Annotated in this window: 14 protein-coding genes, 1 tRNA gene and 1 pseudogene; 4 read left to right on the top strand and 12 right to left on the bottom strand. The window is 58.7% G+C overall.

Annotated elements, in window-relative coordinates:
* Positions 1 to 110 precede the first annotated feature (110 nt).
* Positions 111 to 186, top strand: a tRNA-Thr gene (locus JN524_RS23090).
* A gap of 118 nt (positions 187 to 304) precedes the next feature.
* Here the strand turns inward: JN524_RS23090 and JN524_RS27285 are convergent.
* The 3 genes and pseudogenes from JN524_RS27285 to JN524_RS23100 form a co-directional block, all read right to left on the bottom strand.
* Positions 305 to 430: pseudogene (locus JN524_RS27285) on the bottom strand (helix-turn-helix domain-containing protein); the annotation flags it as partial.
* A 64-nt stretch (positions 431 to 494) separates the two neighbouring features.
* Positions 495 to 1175: an RES family NAD+ phosphorylase gene (locus tag JN524_RS23095; protein ID WP_202370834.1), complete on the bottom strand. Its 681-nt coding sequence runs from the start codon at positions 1173 to 1175 to the stop codon at positions 495 to 497.
* Positions 1172 to 1582, bottom strand: a complete 411-nt coding sequence (locus JN524_RS23100; protein ID WP_007961687.1) for an MbcA/ParS/Xre antitoxin family protein — start codon at positions 1580 to 1582, stop codon at positions 1172 to 1174. The genes JN524_RS23095 and JN524_RS23100 overlap by 4 nt, the downstream gene beginning before the upstream one ends.
* A 738-nt stretch (positions 1583 to 2320) precedes the next feature.
* Here JN524_RS23100 and JN524_RS23105 point away from each other — a divergent pair.
* Positions 2321 to 3247 (top strand): LysR family transcriptional regulator, encoded by a 927-nt coding sequence (locus tag JN524_RS23105; protein ID WP_007961685.1) that lies wholly within the window; start codon positions 2321 to 2323, stop codon positions 3245 to 3247.
* Here the strand turns inward: JN524_RS23105 and JN524_RS23110 are convergent.
* From JN524_RS23110 to JN524_RS23135, 6 genes are all read right to left on the bottom strand, one after another.
* A complete protein-coding gene (locus JN524_RS23110; protein WP_202370835.1) occupies positions 3164 to 3481 on the bottom strand; it encodes an AzlD domain-containing protein in 318 nt (105 codons plus the stop codon). The genes JN524_RS23105 and JN524_RS23110 overlap by 84 nt on opposite strands.
* Positions 3460 to 4176 (bottom strand): AzlC family ABC transporter permease, encoded by a 717-nt coding sequence (locus JN524_RS23115; protein WP_027611235.1) that lies wholly within the window; start codon positions 4174 to 4176, stop codon positions 3460 to 3462. Before JN524_RS23115 ends, JN524_RS23110 begins: the two co-directional genes overlap by 22 nt.
* A complete protein-coding gene (locus JN524_RS23120) occupies positions 4173 to 4550 on the bottom strand; it encodes a GNAT family N-acetyltransferase (protein ID WP_003220700.1) in 378 nt (125 codons plus the stop codon). The genes JN524_RS23115 and JN524_RS23120 overlap by 4 nt, the downstream gene beginning before the upstream one ends.
* 79 nt (positions 4551 to 4629) lie before the next feature.
* Positions 4630 to 5376: a 2OG-Fe dioxygenase family protein gene (locus tag JN524_RS23125; protein ID WP_007961854.1), complete on the bottom strand. Its 747-nt coding sequence runs from the start codon at positions 5374 to 5376 to the stop codon at positions 4630 to 4632.
* 231 nt (positions 5377 to 5607) lie between these two features.
* Positions 5608 to 6894: an OprD family porin gene (locus JN524_RS23130; protein ID WP_202370836.1), complete on the bottom strand. Its 1287-nt coding sequence runs from the start codon at positions 6892 to 6894 to the stop codon at positions 5608 to 5610.
* Positions 6895 to 7189: 295 nt separating this feature from the next.
* Positions 7190 to 7858, bottom strand: coding sequence for a DsbA family protein (locus tag JN524_RS23135; RefSeq protein WP_202370837.1), 669 nt, complete (start codon positions 7856 to 7858; stop codon positions 7190 to 7192).
* A 256-nt stretch (positions 7859 to 8114) separates the two neighbouring features.
* Between JN524_RS23135 and JN524_RS23140 the strand changes: the two genes are divergently transcribed.
* Positions 8115 to 10208, top strand: coding sequence for a TonB-dependent receptor (locus JN524_RS23140; RefSeq protein WP_202370838.1), 2094 nt, complete (start codon positions 8115 to 8117; stop codon positions 10206 to 10208).
* A gap of 149 nt (positions 10209 to 10357) precedes the next feature.
* Here the strand turns inward: JN524_RS23140 and JN524_RS23145 are convergent, their stop codons facing one another.
* The 3 genes from JN524_RS23145 to JN524_RS23155 all read right to left on the bottom strand — a co-directional run bounded on the left by JN524_RS23145 (position 10358) and on the right by JN524_RS23155 (position 15061).
* Positions 10358 to 10570: a hypothetical protein gene (locus JN524_RS23145; RefSeq protein ID WP_202370839.1), complete on the bottom strand. Its 213-nt coding sequence runs from the start codon at positions 10568 to 10570 to the stop codon at positions 10358 to 10360.
* Between the two features lie 245 nt (positions 10571 to 10815).
* Positions 10816 to 11922, bottom strand: a complete 1107-nt coding sequence (gene aguA / locus JN524_RS23150) for an agmatine deiminase (protein WP_007961848.1) — start codon at positions 11920 to 11922, stop codon at positions 10816 to 10818.
* 226 nt (positions 11923 to 12148) lie between these two features.
* Positions 12149 to 15061, bottom strand: a complete 2913-nt coding sequence (locus tag JN524_RS23155) for an aminotransferase (RefSeq protein WP_202370840.1) — start codon at positions 15059 to 15061, stop codon at positions 12149 to 12151.
* 147 nt (positions 15062 to 15208) lie between these two features.
* On the opposite strand from JN524_RS23155, the gene rfbC reads away from it, so the two are divergent.
* Positions 15209 to 15754, top strand: a complete 546-nt coding sequence (gene rfbC, locus JN524_RS23160; RefSeq protein ID WP_103368291.1) for a dTDP-4-dehydrorhamnose 3,5-epimerase — start codon at positions 15209 to 15211, stop codon at positions 15752 to 15754.
* Positions 15755 to 15767 lie beyond the last annotated feature (13 nt).

The following is a 15767-nucleotide window of genomic DNA, read 5'->3' on the forward strand; positions in this document are numbered from 1 at the left end:
TGAGACCCAATGACACAGCCCACACCGCACCTGATCCAGCGCCTGCGTAAAAATAGTCTGAATTCAGGGGTTTACAGAACCAACCCAATCGCTATAATCGTCGCCCACACGCCGGTATAGCTCAGTTGGTAGAGCAACTGACTTGTAATCAGTAGGTCCCGGGTTCGACTCCTGGTGCCGGCACCATACAAAACGAAGCCCCTGCAGAAATGCAGGGGCTTTGTTGTTTCTGATACGTCCACATTACGTCCACACTGCCTAAAGCCTGTGAAGCCCCAAATCGTCATTGATCTGGATGGCTCGTTATCGAGGGATGTGCTTCTGCCGGTGCGGGGCGCGGCACCTTGGTTACACGTACAGCTTTACCGGCCTTCATCTGACGTACAGATTCCAGCAAATCCCTCCGGAATTGTTCCAATTCATTGAGCATTAATGAGTTTTCTCATTCGGTTGCTCAGGTCGGCTACGAGCAGGCTGTCGAATAAGATCGCGCTTCAAACCTGACTGATCTCAAACACATGCGAAATCCTGCGCTGACTCGCACTCCACACATACCGCAAATGCTTGCCCTGCTTCGGAATCGACACCGCCGGCGGCCGAAACGCGGCGACGCATTCATGGCCCGGCAGACGAACGCTGTTGTAGAGCAGTCCCCACGATTCAGACTCGCGCAACTGTCGGGCAAACGTCTGGGACGGGCCATAGGCCTCCGGATCGGGTTGATGTAAATGTGCAAAACCATCACGAACATCGTGCAGCGGCTTAACCACCCGATTGACGTAAGTACGCATGGTCAACTCAAGATCCACTTCGTTGGTGGCCGCAAGAAAACGCTCCTGGTGATAGCAGGTTTCGGCGATGGCGGCGGCCTGGCTACTGGCGGCGTAATAGACGCCGAAGGTGCCATCGGTGAAGCGGCTGCTTTTGCCGATGTGGGTAAACGCCGCCATCACCGGCGTTGAACCGGGGCCGGAGAGTCGGTCTTCGGGGCGTACGCGGGCGAGGACGCCGGCCTGTTCGATCAGGCGATCGTTGGTCAGTGCTTCCAGCGCGTAGGCGATTTCCAGGTCTTCGGGGTCGAGCACGTCTTCAAATAGCGCAATCGGCGGGAAGCTGCTGTTGACGATCCGGTAGGCCTTGGGCCATTGCGGATCGGCCAGTGGCGGGGCCTTCAACCGCGCACCCCGTCGAGGTAGCGGCGCACGTCGGCGATATCGACCACCCTCCCGGCCAGCATGTAATCCAGCGCCGTTCGACCATTGAATGGTGCAGCCGTGTTGGGGCTGCTGACCCACGTATAAGCACGCTCGCGACTGTTGCTGAAGATGATGCTCAAGGCCTTGTGAATGCCCATCAGATACGAGATGCGCTCCAGCGTGTCGTGTGGCAGGCGAATGTTCGGCGGCAGGTGTTTGTACTTGTAGAACGTGGTGTTGCCGACGCCGCCCAGCAGCGTGCGCTGCTGCTCGGCGTTGCAGCCCCAGCGCTCCATGAGGTTGAAGAAGAACTTCAGCGCGACGCGCCCGGCTTCGGGGACGTCGAGTTGTTCACGCGGGGTGAGGGCTGGGGATGAGGTAGGCATGATTGTACTTCTTCGCAGGTCCGCAAGCTGAGCGTAGTACAGATATGAATATTTTCAATGAAATTATTCGTATACGAATAAACGCCTAAGAATCCCAAGTTGACACGTTAATGTCCCGTGGCAGAGGATCTGCCTCAAGAGCGCGAAACCGACTGCCATCAGGTGGCGATAGTCGGCGTTAGGAACCCCGTTGATTACCTGAAAATCAGCGCTCGGGTGAGACCTCTTTCCCCGTTCAATGGAGCAAAAAGCCGACAGCAATGTCGGTTTTTTTTGCCTGTTTTACTTGAGCATTTCGCTTGCCTGGTCGGAGTGTTGGCGAACTTTCCCTATGTGCATTCACATACGGACGCTCTTCAGCGCCCCGTAAATGGCAGCTCCAGAGTCGCAACAACCCGGTGGCGAAGAAATTGGAAAGCCTCCCTGATGCTAAGGGCACTCGCGCTCAAAGCTGAAAAATATCCGCATATGTCGCCGGGGAAATTACAGGAGCCATAAGCCGTTTCTCCTCGAAAAACCCGCCCTGCGCACCAAAACCACGCACTTTTCTTGACCCCAATCACCCCCACGTCATCAAAAATCCCGATCCTGTGTCAGCTTCCAGCCATCGGCGGGGACATCAATTCGCTACTAAACCCGCGACAACTATGCTCAGGTGCTGGAATATAGCCGGCATATGACGCCGGATCGGCAGTCTCGTAAACAACAATACCCAGCCCACTTCAGAGGGCATTACCCATGGATAGCAGAACCTTACGCAACCTGATGCGCATCGTGCAGACCGGCTCGTTGTCGGCCGCAGCCGAGCATTCGTGCCTGACTGTGCAGGCCCTGGCCGCGCAGTTGAACAAGGTCGAAGAGCAGTTCGGTTTCCGCTTGTTTCGACGTTCCAACAAAGGGCTGACGCTGACGCCGCAAGGCACGGAGCTGACGCCTTACATGGACAAAGTGCTGATTGCCACGCGACAGATGGAAGAAAAGGTCGAGGCGCTCAAGGTGCCGGGGCAGCGCACATTGAAGGTCGCGTTGAACAACACGTTGTCGTCTGACTTCAACCGGCGAATGATCGGACGCCTGATCGAGGTGTTTCCCGATTACCAGATGGAATTCAGCTACGCCGAGTCGATGGAGAACCTCAGCAAGCTGAAGAATGAAGACTTTGATCTTGCGGTGCTGATCGGCCCGCAGCGGCCGGGTTTGCCGAGTATCGTCCTGCCGGATGTGCAGGTGCAGGTGGTCGGTGCCCATTGCGGGCAGGAAAACGATCCACTGACGTTGCTGGGCAACAAGTTTCAGGTGCGTCCTGCGGAAGATTGTCCATATTCCCACAGTTTCCTGCGTTTTCTCGACGCCGGACTGGGCAATCACGAGAACGGTCAACGCATGGTCTATTCCTGCAGCGAGACCCTGACGCTGTCGTTGATCACGCAGATGGACGCAGTGGGCATGGTTTCTCGTGAGGCCGCGCAAAAGAACGGCCTGACGATTTTCCCCGGATTCGAGGATTTCCTCGAAGTGCGTCTGGCGGTGAACAACCCGAATCTTTCAGGCCAGGCCCTGAACGATGTGGTCGATCTGCCGCTACATGAACGAGCCGAGCGCAATGTACGCAGCCGTCCCAACCGCCACACTGAGAAAGAGGTTTTTGCTGAAATACGCACATAACAGCGTCGGAATGGCTGCATAAAATTCCGGGCGATCGAGCTGCAGGTGCTGATCCTTGATCAACAAGGGTGTCAGGCTGATCGCAGCGACGATCGCCACCGGCAGGTATTCCAGCGCCCGCGCAACGAACGACGGCCAGTGCTCGGTGTTGACTTGCAGCGGCAGCGCGCGTGGCAGGAAGGTCACGGCCATCATCAGCGCGACCACCAGAATCAGGAACGTTTGGTCAGGCATACACCCACTCCGCAGCCCACAAACGTGGCGATGAAAACGTTGAACGGCGAAGTGCCGACCAGGCTCAGCGCGCCCATGCAGACGACGGCAGCCGCGGCGGCGATGAGTTTGTTGCGGGTGTTGCACAGCGACACCAGCACGTAGAGCATCATCGCGGTCAGTGCGTAGTCGAGCTGATATTTGATCAGGTGCGATGCATATTGCGCGCAGACGGCGCCCAACAATCCACCCAGCACCCAAGAGGTGTGGCAGAACAGGTTGAAGCCGATCAGGTAACGGATGTTGACCGGCGCGCCGGTGCCCAGTTTGACGCTGTGGAACGCGAAGGATTCGTCGGTCAGACCACCGGCGTAGGCCCAGCGCTCCATGCGGCTGAGCCCCAATGCGCGCAGGGCCTTGGCCATGTACACCGACATCAGCATGTGCCGCGCATTGATCAGGAAGGTAGTCAGCACGATGGTGGTCAGCGACGCACCACTGGAGATCAGCGCCAGTGCGGCGAATTGCGAAGCGCCGGCGTAGACGAACAAGCACATCGCCACCGGCAGCCACATCGGCAGCCCGGCATTGACCGCCATCAGCCCGAACACGAACGACACCGTGAAGTAACCGGCCACCACCGGGCTGGCTTCGGCAAACGTGCGCGATGGCTGATGAGCAGCCATCAGCGGCGCACTGCCGGACGTTTCATTCATAGATCCCTCTCAAATGTCCGCTCGCCGTGGGGTTCGCAAAAACCCTGGGCAGTCCAGAATCGCTTGCCCGCGAGGTTAGCATCGTCGACGAACAGAAACATCCGTAATACACCGACCCGTTTCATGTCGGATGACGCCGCTTCCACCAGCCGCTGGCCGACGCCCTGGCTGCGGTAGCGCGGGCTGACCGCCAAGTGGTTGATGGTGCCGCGACTACCGAGCATGCCGCCGAGCACCGCACCGACGATTTCGCCTTCTACGTCGAAGGCCAGATAGGCCGTGGTGGTCTTCTGGATCAATACACCGCGCAGGCATTTGGCGTCCTGCCATTCGCAGAACGACACTTCGTCGAACTGCCGGAAGAAGCGCTCCATGCGCTGCGCGTCCTTGGCGGTGGCGCGTCGCAGCACCACCGGCGTCGAGCACTCGACGCCATCGATTGGGGTGATCTGATTAGCGAACAATGTCGAAAGCGGTCCCGGGCCGCGAGAAGGAAATCGCCAGAATCTGCCGGTACGCCATGGCATGCGTGTGGGTGTTGCGCGCCGGGGTTACGTAGTGGCGCATATCGCGATCAAGGAAGTAGGTGGTGTCGAGAATTTCCTGGTAGGTGGTCGACGCCAGTTGATGCTCGTGGATGTCGTAAAGACGACTCTCCGCGCCCTCGACATTGTTGCGCCCCCAGAAGTGCACACCGCTGAACGGATAGCCGTCGCAGTGAATCCCTTCCGGGGTGATTTCCAGTTGCTTGCCGGGTTTGATCTCGATGCGGATCTGATGAATCTGGCACTGCCAGATTTCATCGTGCAGTTCTTCCGGCAGCACGCTTTTGTACACTTCAAAATCGGTGTCGATCAGGCTGCGCATCACCGGTGAAGTGATCACTTCATCGGAGAAGTCCTGAAAGTGCCGCACAACACCGCCCACGTAGGCGTTGTTCTCTTTCGACTGCACGTACGCGCGATGCTCGAGTTGCTTCAGTTCACGTGTTTTCGGGTTGTACTCAAAGTCGCTGTAACGACGGTAACGCATGCCGGCTTCGGCCTGACCGTAGTAACTGTCCGGCTCCATGTTTTCCCAACTTTTGGTCAGTCTGACGAAGTCGGCAAAATGACCGTAGAGATTGAAGTCACCACCCTGGACGTTGACATATTTGTCGCGCCGTAGCGATTCGCCCACTTCTCTGTTCAAAACGATCATTACCAAATTCTCCGCTGCGTTGAGCGGCCTAATCTATTAGGTGGAGAATTTGCGTCCATGAGAAAGAATTTCAGGCATTTAAAGCCCTGTTTGAAACGGAACTTGAAGCTGCTTGAAAACAACTTTTACGTGACAAAAACACGGGTTTTTTACGGTTTTTGCAGAAAAGACCTCGAAAAAAAACCCCGAGCAAGTCGGGGTTTTCTCATGCTTCTTACACCAGATCGTTCATCAGAAGATGTTGATCGGGTAGTCCACGAATACACGCAGCTCGTTGCCGCTGACGTTGTACTCGCTGGATTTCTGCGACACACGCAGGATCGAGCTGCGCAATTTCACGCTCAGATCTTTAGCCGGACCGCTTTGTACGACGTATTTGACCTGGTTGAAGATCTCGCGCTCGGTGCCGCCTTCGCTGGTGGATGTGGTGATGTTGTCGCCACGCACGTAAGCGAAGTTGTAGCTCAGACCCGGTACGCCAAATGCGCCGAAGTCCAGGCCGTAGCCCAACTGCCAGCTGCGCTCGTCTTCAGCGTTGAAGTCCGACCAGTAGGAGTTGGCCAGGTAGATAGTGTTGCCACCGTCACCGACACGACCTTGCTCTTTCTGATAGCCGCCGTAGGCGTAGCCCAGATTGCTGTCGCCGGTGGAGCGCTGGTGCGCCACGGTGAAGGAGTGAGGGCCGGTAGCGAACGTCGCTGCCAGGCTCCAGATCTTGTTGTCATCGCCGGTAGCGCCACTTTCGCGGACGTAGGAGTCGTCCAGCTTGGTGCGATAGCCGTTGAAGTCCAGGGTCAGGGACTGATCCTTGTCGATCGGGAACACGTAGTTGGCATTCACGTATTGCTTCTTCAGCACGTCCTCGACGTCGGAAGCGTACAGCGCCGCCTTGAATTGTTCGGTGAACTGGTAGCTACCGCCCAACACGTTGATCGCCTTCAGACCACCGCTGTCACGGCCTTCAGCGCTTTTGCGCGATTCGGCAGTGAAACGACCGGCGTCCAGTTGCAGGCCTTTGATCTCTTTGGAAGTGATCAAGGTACCGGTATAGCTTTCCGGCAGCAGACGCGAATTGTCGTAGTTCAGCACCGGCAGCGCCGGCATCTGGTCACCGTAGGTCAGCACGGTGTTGGACAGACGGAATTTGACCGCAGCGCCGCCCTTGGACAGGTCGTTGGCAGGTTTGCCGCTGTCGCCACGTTTGAAGAAGTCGATGCCGCCGGCACCGCTGCGATCTTCGCTGCGCTCCAGGTTCAGGGCATACAGACCGAAAGCATCGACACCGACACCGATGGTGCCTTGGGTAAAGCCGGACGAGAACGTACCGATGGCCGCTTGGCCCCACTCAGACTTGTCTTTGTTGCCGTCTTTGTAATCACGATTGATGTAGGCATTGCGCAGCAGCACTTTCAGACTGCTGTCTTCTACAAAACCCTTGGACTCGGCCTGGCCGTCAGCCATGGCCTGTGTGGCACTCAACATCCCCAGTGCGATCAGACTGATTCGCTTGTTCAACATTTTGTTTTCCTTATTACGGGTTGAAACGCGCTGTGTCGAACGGCTGAAACGGCGCTATTGCACTCTTTTTTCACCCCGAAACAAAAAGACCCGCCCACGGTAAGACCGTGTCGGGCCCTTTTATTATTTTGAGTCATGGCGGTTGGCCACAGGCGTTGGGCCGAATCGTAGCCGCGCCCTCAATAATGTGTCAATTTCAAGAATCGTCTTTAAATAGGTAAAAATCGTCTAAGAATCGTAAATTTTGCGATAGCGCATTGCTCGGAAATGCGCTCAGCCAGTGAATCCAGTGCGATTACGCGCAGCCGTCGAGACCGCATTGCGCGGCGGATTGCCCCGGCTCAACCGCGACCGCCGCTTGTCCCAACCAGTCGACGAAAGCCTGCGGCTTGCCAAGCCATGGGCTGATGTCGATCAGGGTGAATTGCCCGTCATGCTCCAGCGCCAATGTCGGAAAACCCTGGCCGCCCAGTTGCGCCAAGAGTGCGCGGCTGGCTTTCACATGCGCGTTCGTATCAACGGATTTAAACGCAGCCGCAAAGGTGTTCTCGGCGTAGCCCAACTCACTGGCGAGTTCGAACAGTACGGATTCATCGGCAATCCGCCGTCCCTCAACGTAATGCGCCGTTTGCAAACGCCCAAGCAATTGCAGGCCAAGGCCGTCGATGGACTCTGCCGCCATCACCGCTGCGATCGGCGGCGTCGAATCGAAAACCGCCGATTGATCCCGCAGCAGACCTTCGAAATATGCCTCGCCAAAAGGTTGCCCGGTGTATTCGGCGATGCGCCGGTCGTGGGGCATGACGTAATCACGCAGTTGCGGCGAAACGCGCTGACGACTCGCGCCGCTCATCATTCCGCCCGCATGGGCAATGACCGGCAGCAATTGCTGCGCCGCTTGCACCAACGGTTTGGCGCCATAGCACCAGCCGCACAATGGGTCGTAGATGTAGTGAAGGATCATGGGAGGACTCCGGCAGACAATCAGGAAAAATCGATGGCGGCAGACTATTCCTTCGCGCATCGGGGAAAAACGCCGGTATGGCTTCAAGACTGTTTCGCCAATCGGTCGAATGGATCGATCGCTCAGGTCGTATCGAGATCGACACAAATTGAAACAATCCCACAAGGGAACTTCTCAGGAATAAATTACGGGAGCAAATGCAAAGCATTACCATTCGCGCGTTTGAATTTCCTTACCCTTTCGGATGCGCTTTTCCATGCCTGCCCCGTTCCGTCTCACGCCCGTCACCCTTGGATTGTCTGCCGTTCTGTCCAGCGGTTTTGCTTATTCCGCCACTGAACTGCCCGCCACGGCGATCAGCGCCGAAGAACAAGCCGAAGACCCGCGCGTCAAGATCAGCACCACTGCGACTCGCACTTCGACCCCGGTGCGTTATGTGCCGCAGGCCATCGACTCGATCAAGACCACGAACGTCGCCGACTACGGCACCAACGACATCGGCGACGCGCTGAGCGGCATTCCCAACGTCAGCAGCAGCGCCGACACGCGCTTCGACAGTCTGCGTATCCGCGGCTTCGACGCCAGCAACGACTTCTATCTGGACGGCATTCGCGACGACAGCCAGTACAAGCGCGACCTGCACAACATCGAGCGGGTCGAAGTGCTCAAAGGTCCGGCGGCGGTACTTTACGGCCGTGGCAGCCAGGGCGGGATCGTCAACCGCGTGAGCAAGCTGCCCGAGTTCGGCCGTCGTTCGACCATCGAGGCCCAGGGCGGCAGCAACGACCTGCGTAGCCTGTACGCCGACCTCAGCACCGACCCCAGCGAAAACCTCAGCCTGCGCCTGAACATGGGCAATATGGATGAAAACAGCTTCCGCGACGGCGTCAGCGGCAATCGCCAGCTGTTCGCGCCGTCGATGAGCTGGCAGCTGACTCCGGACCTGAACTGGCTGGTGCAATACGAATACAGCCGCTACAACCGCACCCCGGATCGCGGCATTCCCGGTGTGAATGGCCGCCCGGCGGATGTCGGTCGCGACACCACCTACGGCAACGATCACGATTTCATCGACGACAAGGCGCAGTCCCTGCGCTCGAAACTCACCTACGAGATCAACGACAACTGGCAGCTGCGCCAGACCCTCGGCGTGTTCAAGCTCGACAGCGATTTCGACAACACCTACCTGACCAGCTTCGATCCGAAAACCAATAAGGTCGCGCGCCAGCACTGGCAGCAGGATCTGACCACCCGCAACGTCTACAACAACCTCGAACTGGAAGGTGGTTTCGATACCTTTGGCCTTGAGCATCGCCTGTTAACCGGCGTCGAGATCGGCAGCCAGCGCCGTGATCCGAAGTTGTACAACGCCGCGACTGGCAAGACCCCAGGCGCACAACCGGTGCCATCGCTCGACCTGTTCAACCCCAACCGCGAGCTCCGTCACACCGGCAGCATGCAGGTGTTCAGCAACAGCCACACCGAAGTCGAAAGCCGCGCGGTGTACGTGCAGGATCAATTGCGCCTTAACGATCAATGGCAACTGCTGGCCGGCCTGCGCTACGACACCTTCGATATCGAGTCGACCAACAAGCTCAAGAACCTCACTGAGGATCGTGACAGCCACAGCACCAGCCCGCGCTTCGGGATTGTCTGGACGCCACTGCAGAATCATTCGTTCTATGCCTCGTGGTCGAAGACCTTCTCGCCCGTCGGCGGCGGCCTGATCGGCATCACCCCGGGAGCTGCCGGCAATAGCAACGACTTGAGTCCGGAGCTGACCAAACAGAAAGAAATCGGCGTGAAAAGCGACTGGCTGGATGATCGCTTGAGCACCACGCTGGCGGTCTACGACCTGGAACTCTACAACCGCCGCACCAGCGACCCAAACGATCCGACCCTGACCGTCATGACCGGCCTTCAGCGCTCACGCGGCGTCGAGCTGACCGCCACCGGCAAACTGGTCGGCAACTGGTACATGCGCGGTGGCGTCGGCGTGCAGGACACCACCATCGAGAAGGACAACAACGGCCTGGAAGGCAAACGCGTCAACAACGTGGCCAAACACAACGGCAGCCTGTTTCTGACCTGGAAACCGGAGATGGGCTGGTACGGCGAAACCGGTCTGACCCTGGTTGGCCAGCGTTATGCCGACAACGCCAACACCACCGTGCTGCCGGGTTACGGCCGCTGGGATGCGCTGCTCGGCTACCGCTTCAAGGACTGGGACTTGCGCGCGGCACTGAACAACATCACCGACCGCGAGTATTACGCCTCGGCCACCAGCCAATATCAGATCCAGCCAGGCGCACCGCGCAGCGTAGTGATGACCGGTACCTATAGTTTTTAAAAGCAGGATCAAAAGATCGCAGCCTTCGGCAGCTCCTACAGGGAAGCACACCACCCCATGTAGGAGCTGCCGAAGGCTGCGATCTTTTCGGTTCTCCATAAAAAAGCGCCGCCATCCCGGCAGCGCTTTCAGCAATCCTTGTTGTTTTCTTATCCCTGCATTACAGCCCATAACGCTTCCAGTTCGGCCTCGCTGAACAGGCCAGCGGGGTAGCGCTCGATCATCATCCGGCGCGGATCAGGTTCCCTGATCTGACGCGTTCCGTTGGATTTCAAAAAGTGCGCGACAATCTGGAGCGATTCGCCGTTTACGGCCATGGGATGCAAAGTCCGCTCGCTGACTACGTTCACTTCGGCGTTCATTTCAGCGCTCTCTCCCCGTTCGTGAGCGGCTACGTTATCCAAGGTATGTGACAGAACTGTTGAAGTTCCCCCCTCTCCCTAGTGCGCTTCGTCCGATACAAGAGCTATGCCAAGGTTTCCGATTTGTCGACAAGCGGATACAAACAAGCCCGCGGTCCAACCGGGCCGCGGGCTTGTTTGAGTGCATAGCAAGCTAATTGTTGCCCGGCCGATTTATGAATCAACTCAAGCTGTTACGTCTCAACTCACTCTTTGTGCGGGGCTGGCTGCTGTTGGGTAAGGCAGTGGATATTGCCGCCGCCCAGTAACAGTTCGCGGCCCGGCACCATCACCACTTCGTGCTGCGGGAACAGCTTCTGCAGGATTTCCCGCGCAGGCGCGTCCATCGGATCGTCGAAGCTTGGCGCGATGATGCCGCCATTGACGATCAGGAAGTTCACGTAGGATCCGGCCAGACGCACCGAAGGGTTGCGCTCCTGGGTACCGTCCACCGGATCGACACCGGCGCACTCTTCTTCGGTCGCGTACAGCGGCCCCGGAATCGGCATCTTGTGCACCGTGAACGGGCGCCCCTTGGCGTCGGTGCTGCTTTGCAGCACGTTCATCGCCGCCTGGCAGCGCGGGTAGTTCGGATCCTGCGGATCGTCGGTCCACGCCAGCAGCACTTCGCCCGGACGCACGTAGCAGCAGAAGTTATCCACATGACCGTCGGTTTCGTCGTTGAACAGGCCATCCGGCAGCCAGATGATCTTATCCACCGACAGATTGTCGCGAAGCACCGCTTCGATTTCTTCGCGGCCCAGGTGCGGGTTGCGGTTGTGATTGAGCAGGCACTCTTCAGTAGTGATCAGCGTGCCTTCACCGTCGACGTGAATCGAACCGCCTTCAAGCACAAAACCTTCGGTGCGATAACGCGGGCTGCGCTCGATTTCAAGGATCTTGCCGCCGACCTGCGAATCACGGTTCCACGGCGAATACAGACCGCCTTCAAAACCACCCCATGAGTTGAAGTCCCAGTTCACACCGCGCACTTCGCCGCTGTTGTTGATGACGAAAGTCGGGCCGGTATCACGTACCCAGGCATCATCGCTGGACATCTCGACCACGCGGATATTCGGCACGTCGAGACGTGCGCGTGCGTTCTCGTACTGACCGGCCGACACGGCAACCGTCACCGGTTCAAAACGGGCGATGGCCTTGGCCACTGCAACGTGCGCGGCCTGCGCCGGCTTGCCACCCAGGCGCCAGTTGTCCGGACGCTCAGGCCAGATCATCCAGGTCTGGGTCTGCGGCGCCCACTCGGCCGGCATGTAGAAGCCGTCGTCACGCGGGGTACTTTTCAAAGTGGTCATCGGATCAGGACTCCAGGGAACCGTCGAAGGGTTGCAAAGCGATGGCGACTTTATAACCGATAAATATCGGCATTAAAAGCTGATAAACATCCAGACATCTAAAATCACACAACTATTATCGATATAAATCTGAATCACTGTAGGAGCTGCCGCAGGCTGCGATCTTTTGATTTTGTAAAGCCAGATCAAAAGATCGCAGCCTGCGGCAGCTCCTACAGGGTCTGGTTTAGAGACCTTCCTCAAGCACCCGATCCAGCATGTCGACAAAGAAGTCCACACTGCGCCGCGACGTGACCATCGGCGGTTTGATCTTGAGAATGTTCAGGTCATCCCCGGTCGGTTGCATGAAGATCCCCAGCTCGCGCAGGCGATCGCACAACAACGTGGTCTCCTCGGTAGCCGGCTCCAGCGTCTCGCGGTTGCGGATCAGCTCCACCCCCAGATAGAACCCGGAACCATGTACCGCGCCCACTAGCGGATGCTTATCGATCAATGCCTCCAGCCGTGCCTTGAAATGCCCGCCTACCACCTGGGCATTTTCCCAGAGCTTTTCTTCTTCCATCACATCCAGCACCGCCATGCCGATCTGGCAGCTCACCGGACTGCCGCCGGCCGACGAGAAGAAATAGCCTTCAGCTTCCAGCGCCTCGGCGATTTCCCGACGCGTAATAACGGCGCCGAGCGGCTGGCCGTTGCCCATGCCCTTGGCCATGGTGATGATGTCCGGCACCACGCCCTGCTCCTCGAAGCCCCAGAAGAAGTGGCCCATGCGCCCGTAACCGACCTGTACTTCGTCGGCGATGCACACCCCACCCTGGGCACGCACCAATGCGTAAACCTGTTTCAGATACGTCGGCGGAAGCGAGATACCCCCGGCGTTGCCATACACCGGCTCGCAGATGAAGCCGGCCAATTGGCGATTCTGCGCGGCGATATGCGCCAGTTGCGCTTCGACGCTGCGCACATAGTCCGGTGCAGAATCGGGGCCGCGGAACTCGCCACGGTAAATGTTCGGCGCGGTCACTGGGTGCACCCAGTCCGGACGGCTTTCCAGCGCTCGCGGGTTGTCGGCAACCGACGTCGACACCGCGTCGGCGCCGATGGTCCAGCCGTGATAGGCCTCCAGCACGCTGAGCATGTCGCGCCCACCGCTGTAGGCCCACGCCAGACGGATCGCCAGGTCGTTGGCCTCGCTGCCACTGTTGACCAGAAACACCCGATCCATGCCTTCCGGCGCCAGCTTCAGCAAGCGTTCGGAGAACTGCGCCACGGCTGCATAGTTGAAGCGCGAGTTGGTGTTGAGCAGCGACCACTGTCGCGCCGCCACCTGGGCCATGCGCGGATGACCATGGCCGAGCACTGCGACGTTGTTGAGCATGTCGAGGTAGGAACGGCCCTGCATGTCGATCAGGTGATTGCGCCAGCCGCGCTCGATGCGCGGCGGGTCGACGTAATAATGTTTTTGTGTGCGGGCGAAACTGGCGTCACGTCGTTCGAGCAAGGTTTTCGCATCCAGCTCCGGTTCGGCATCGCAGGCCAGACCCAGCAAAGTGGCTGGCGATGGACACAGGGCCTGCCAGGCTGCAGCGCGCGCAGGACTGCAGAACAATGGCGCATCCAGCGATGCAACGCGGCTCAACTGTACCTTCAACGGACCGTCGACCGAACCCAGCACCTGACCTTTGACCAGCGCCGCGCCACTGTGCAACGAGGCGTTCACACCCCACAGACGTACGCTGAGCTGTGGTCCGTCGAGTTGCAGCACACCATCCGCCGCGTGATGCAGCACACCGGCAAACGGCGCTTCCACGGCCGAACCCTGCGGCACGCGCAACTCAACGTGCAGCGGGAACGTCTCCGGTTCGACCGCGCTGTCCACTCGCGTCTGCGACAAGCGGTATTGCCCGTAACGACTGGCCGCCAGGCCATGCGCGGCCGCGGCTTCAGTGAGCAGTCGTTGATCGATACCCTCCTGCTCCCAGTTGCCCGCCTCGAAATGCGGACTCAGGACGCCAAGATCGATCAGCGCAAATTCACGCCCGACCAGCTCTGGCAACAGTGGCGCAAAACCGTCGCTGCCGACCGTCGGCAGACGCTGGCCGACTGACGTGAGGATCGCCGCTTCCATCAGCGCCAAGGGTACAGAAGTGGCCACGTGGAAAATTTCCCATTCGTGGCCAAGGTTGTCGCGACTATAGGTATTACCCGGATCGATGCTGACCTGTTGCTCGCCACTGAGCACCAGCACCGCCGCCCGCGCCACGATCAAAGGCCACAACGCCAGCAACTCCTCATGTTGCAGTGGATTGACCGCGTGATAGGCCTGCACCGCCTGCAGAATCACAAACGGATCACCGCCGGCATGGTGCAGCAGCGCCGCGCACGTCACCGACAGATCGGTGATACGCCAGGTGCGCACCAGATCACCGAAGTCGATCACGCCCTGCAATTGCCAATGACGCTTGGCATCGCGTTGCCAGACAGCGTTATCGTCGGTGATGTCCATGTGGATCGCCTGCACCGGCAGCTTGTCCTGCAACGGCTGCAAGCGACGTTCGGCCTGTTCGGCGGCTTGCGCGATCAAGGCGCGCTGGCGCTCATCCTGAATCACCGGCAGCAGATGGCTGATCAGCGCACTGGCGTGGCGGGCGTCCCATTGCAGCGTGCGCTGAAGGCCCGGGTGATCGAAGCCGGCCAGGGCCAGGTCCATCTCGCCACACAACCGACCGAATCCGGCCACCACGTCATGGCCCAAATGCTCAAGATGGGTCAGCGGCTGGCCTTCGATGTAATCCAGCAACCGCACGTGCACCGGCTCGCCGTCGGCTTCCAGCGACAACAGATCCTCGCCGTTACTGGCCGGGACCACTTTGGGCACGTGCACCGACGAATGCTCGGCAAGGTACTTGAGGCCTGCATGCTGAGCCTGCAACTCCACAAGTGCATAATCGCCGCGGCAGATTTTCAGGACAAAGCGCCCACGCTCACTGTCGACCCGATAATTCAGGTCCTGCTGACTGCCCAGCGCCTGTAGCGTGCCGCTGAGCCCGTAATGCTCGGCCAACCACTGCCGTGCCTGCGCTTCAGAAACCTGCGGGCTGGGCAAACTGGCGCGATGAATCAACGTGGCGAGCGGCATGGGACGACCCCTGAGATTTTATCAGGTGCCTATATCGCCATTGCTGCAGTGGATGCGCAACCCCTGACCGGAGATATTCAAGCGCTCGCATCCTTCGGCACTTTGCGCAAGAATGTCGGCCATTCACCCCTATCTGGAAAAAACCTCATGAATGTAATCACCACCGATCTGCCCGGTGTTCTGATCATCGAACCCAAGGTATTTGGTGACGAGCGCGGCTTCTTCTACGAGAGTTTCAACGCCAAGGCGTTCCAGGATGCGACGGGGCTCGACACCCAGTTCGTTCAAGACAACCATTCGCGCTCGCAGAAAGGCGTGCTGCGCGGCCTGCATTACCAGCTGCAAAATACCCAGGGCAAACTGGTTCGGGTGACCGCCGGCGAAGTGCTTGATGTAGCCGTGGACATCCGTCGCAGCTCGCCGCACTTCGGCAAGTGGGTTGCTGTACGCCTGTCGGCCGAGAACCACCGTCAACTGTGGGTTCCGGAAGGCTTTGCCCATGGTTTCGTGGTGCTGAGCGAGTTCGCCGAATTCCTCTACAAGACCACCAACTACTACGATCCATCGTCCGAGCGCAGCATTCGCTGGGACGACCCTGCTCTGGGCATCGACTGGCAACTGGACGAAGCGCCGAAGCTGTCGGCCAAGGATCAGGTCGGCGCACTGCTCAAGGACGCTGACGTCTTCGCCTGAGCCTAGGCATAAT

Origin of the sequence: Pseudomonas sp. MWU318 (genome assembly GCF_016756945.1) — a bacterium.
GTDB classification, from domain to species: Bacteria; Pseudomonadota; Gammaproteobacteria; order Pseudomonadales; family Pseudomonadaceae; genus Aquipseudomonas; species Aquipseudomonas putida_A.

What these genes read in the sequence shown, in the direction of transcription:
- JN524_RS23100 (WP_007961687.1), bottom strand. Translation starts at nt 1,582, where the DNA reads ATGCCTACCTCATCCCCAGCCCTCACCCCGCGTGAACAACTCGACGTC.
- JN524_RS23105 (WP_007961685.1), top strand. Translation starts at nt 2,321, where the DNA reads ATGGATAGCAGAACCTTACGCAACCTGATGCGCATCGTGCAGACCGGC.
- JN524_RS23110 (WP_202370835.1), bottom strand. Translation starts at nt 3,481, where the DNA reads ATGCCTGACCAAACGTTCCTGATTCTGGTGGTCGCGCTGATGATGGCC.
- JN524_RS23115 (WP_027611235.1), bottom strand. Translation starts at nt 4,176, where the DNA reads ATGAATGAAACGTCCGGCAGTGCGCCGCTGATGGCTGCTCATCAGCCA.
- JN524_RS23120 (WP_003220700.1), bottom strand. Translation starts at nt 4,550, where the DNA reads ATGGAGCGCTTCTTCCGGCAGTTCGACGAAGTGTCGTTCTGCGAATGG.
- JN524_RS23125 (WP_007961854.1), bottom strand. Translation starts at nt 5,376, where the DNA reads ATGATCGTTTTGAACAGAGAAGTGGGCGAATCGCTACGGCGCGACAAA.
- JN524_RS23130 (WP_202370836.1), bottom strand. Translation starts at nt 6,894, where the DNA reads ATGTTGAACAAGCGAATCAGTCTGATCGCACTGGGGATGTTGAGTGCC.
- JN524_RS23135 (WP_202370837.1), bottom strand. Translation starts at nt 7,858, where the DNA reads ATGATCCTTCACTACATCTACGACCCATTGTGCGGCTGGTGCTATGGC.
- JN524_RS23140 (WP_202370838.1), top strand. Translation starts at nt 8,115, where the DNA reads ATGCCTGCCCCGTTCCGTCTCACGCCCGTCACCCTTGGATTGTCTGCC.
- JN524_RS23145 (WP_202370839.1), bottom strand. Translation starts at nt 10,570, where the DNA reads ATGAACGCCGAAGTGAACGTAGTCAGCGAGCGGACTTTGCATCCCATG.
- aguA (WP_007961848.1), bottom strand. Translation starts at nt 11,922, where the DNA reads ATGACCACTTTGAAAAGTACCCCGCGTGACGACGGCTTCTACATGCCG.
- JN524_RS23155 (WP_202370840.1), bottom strand. Translation starts at nt 15,061, where the DNA reads ATGCCGCTCGCCACGTTGATTCATCGCGCCAGTTTGCCCAGCCCGCAG.
- rfbC (WP_103368291.1), top strand. Translation starts at nt 15,209, where the DNA reads ATGAATGTAATCACCACCGATCTGCCCGGTGTTCTGATCATCGAACCC.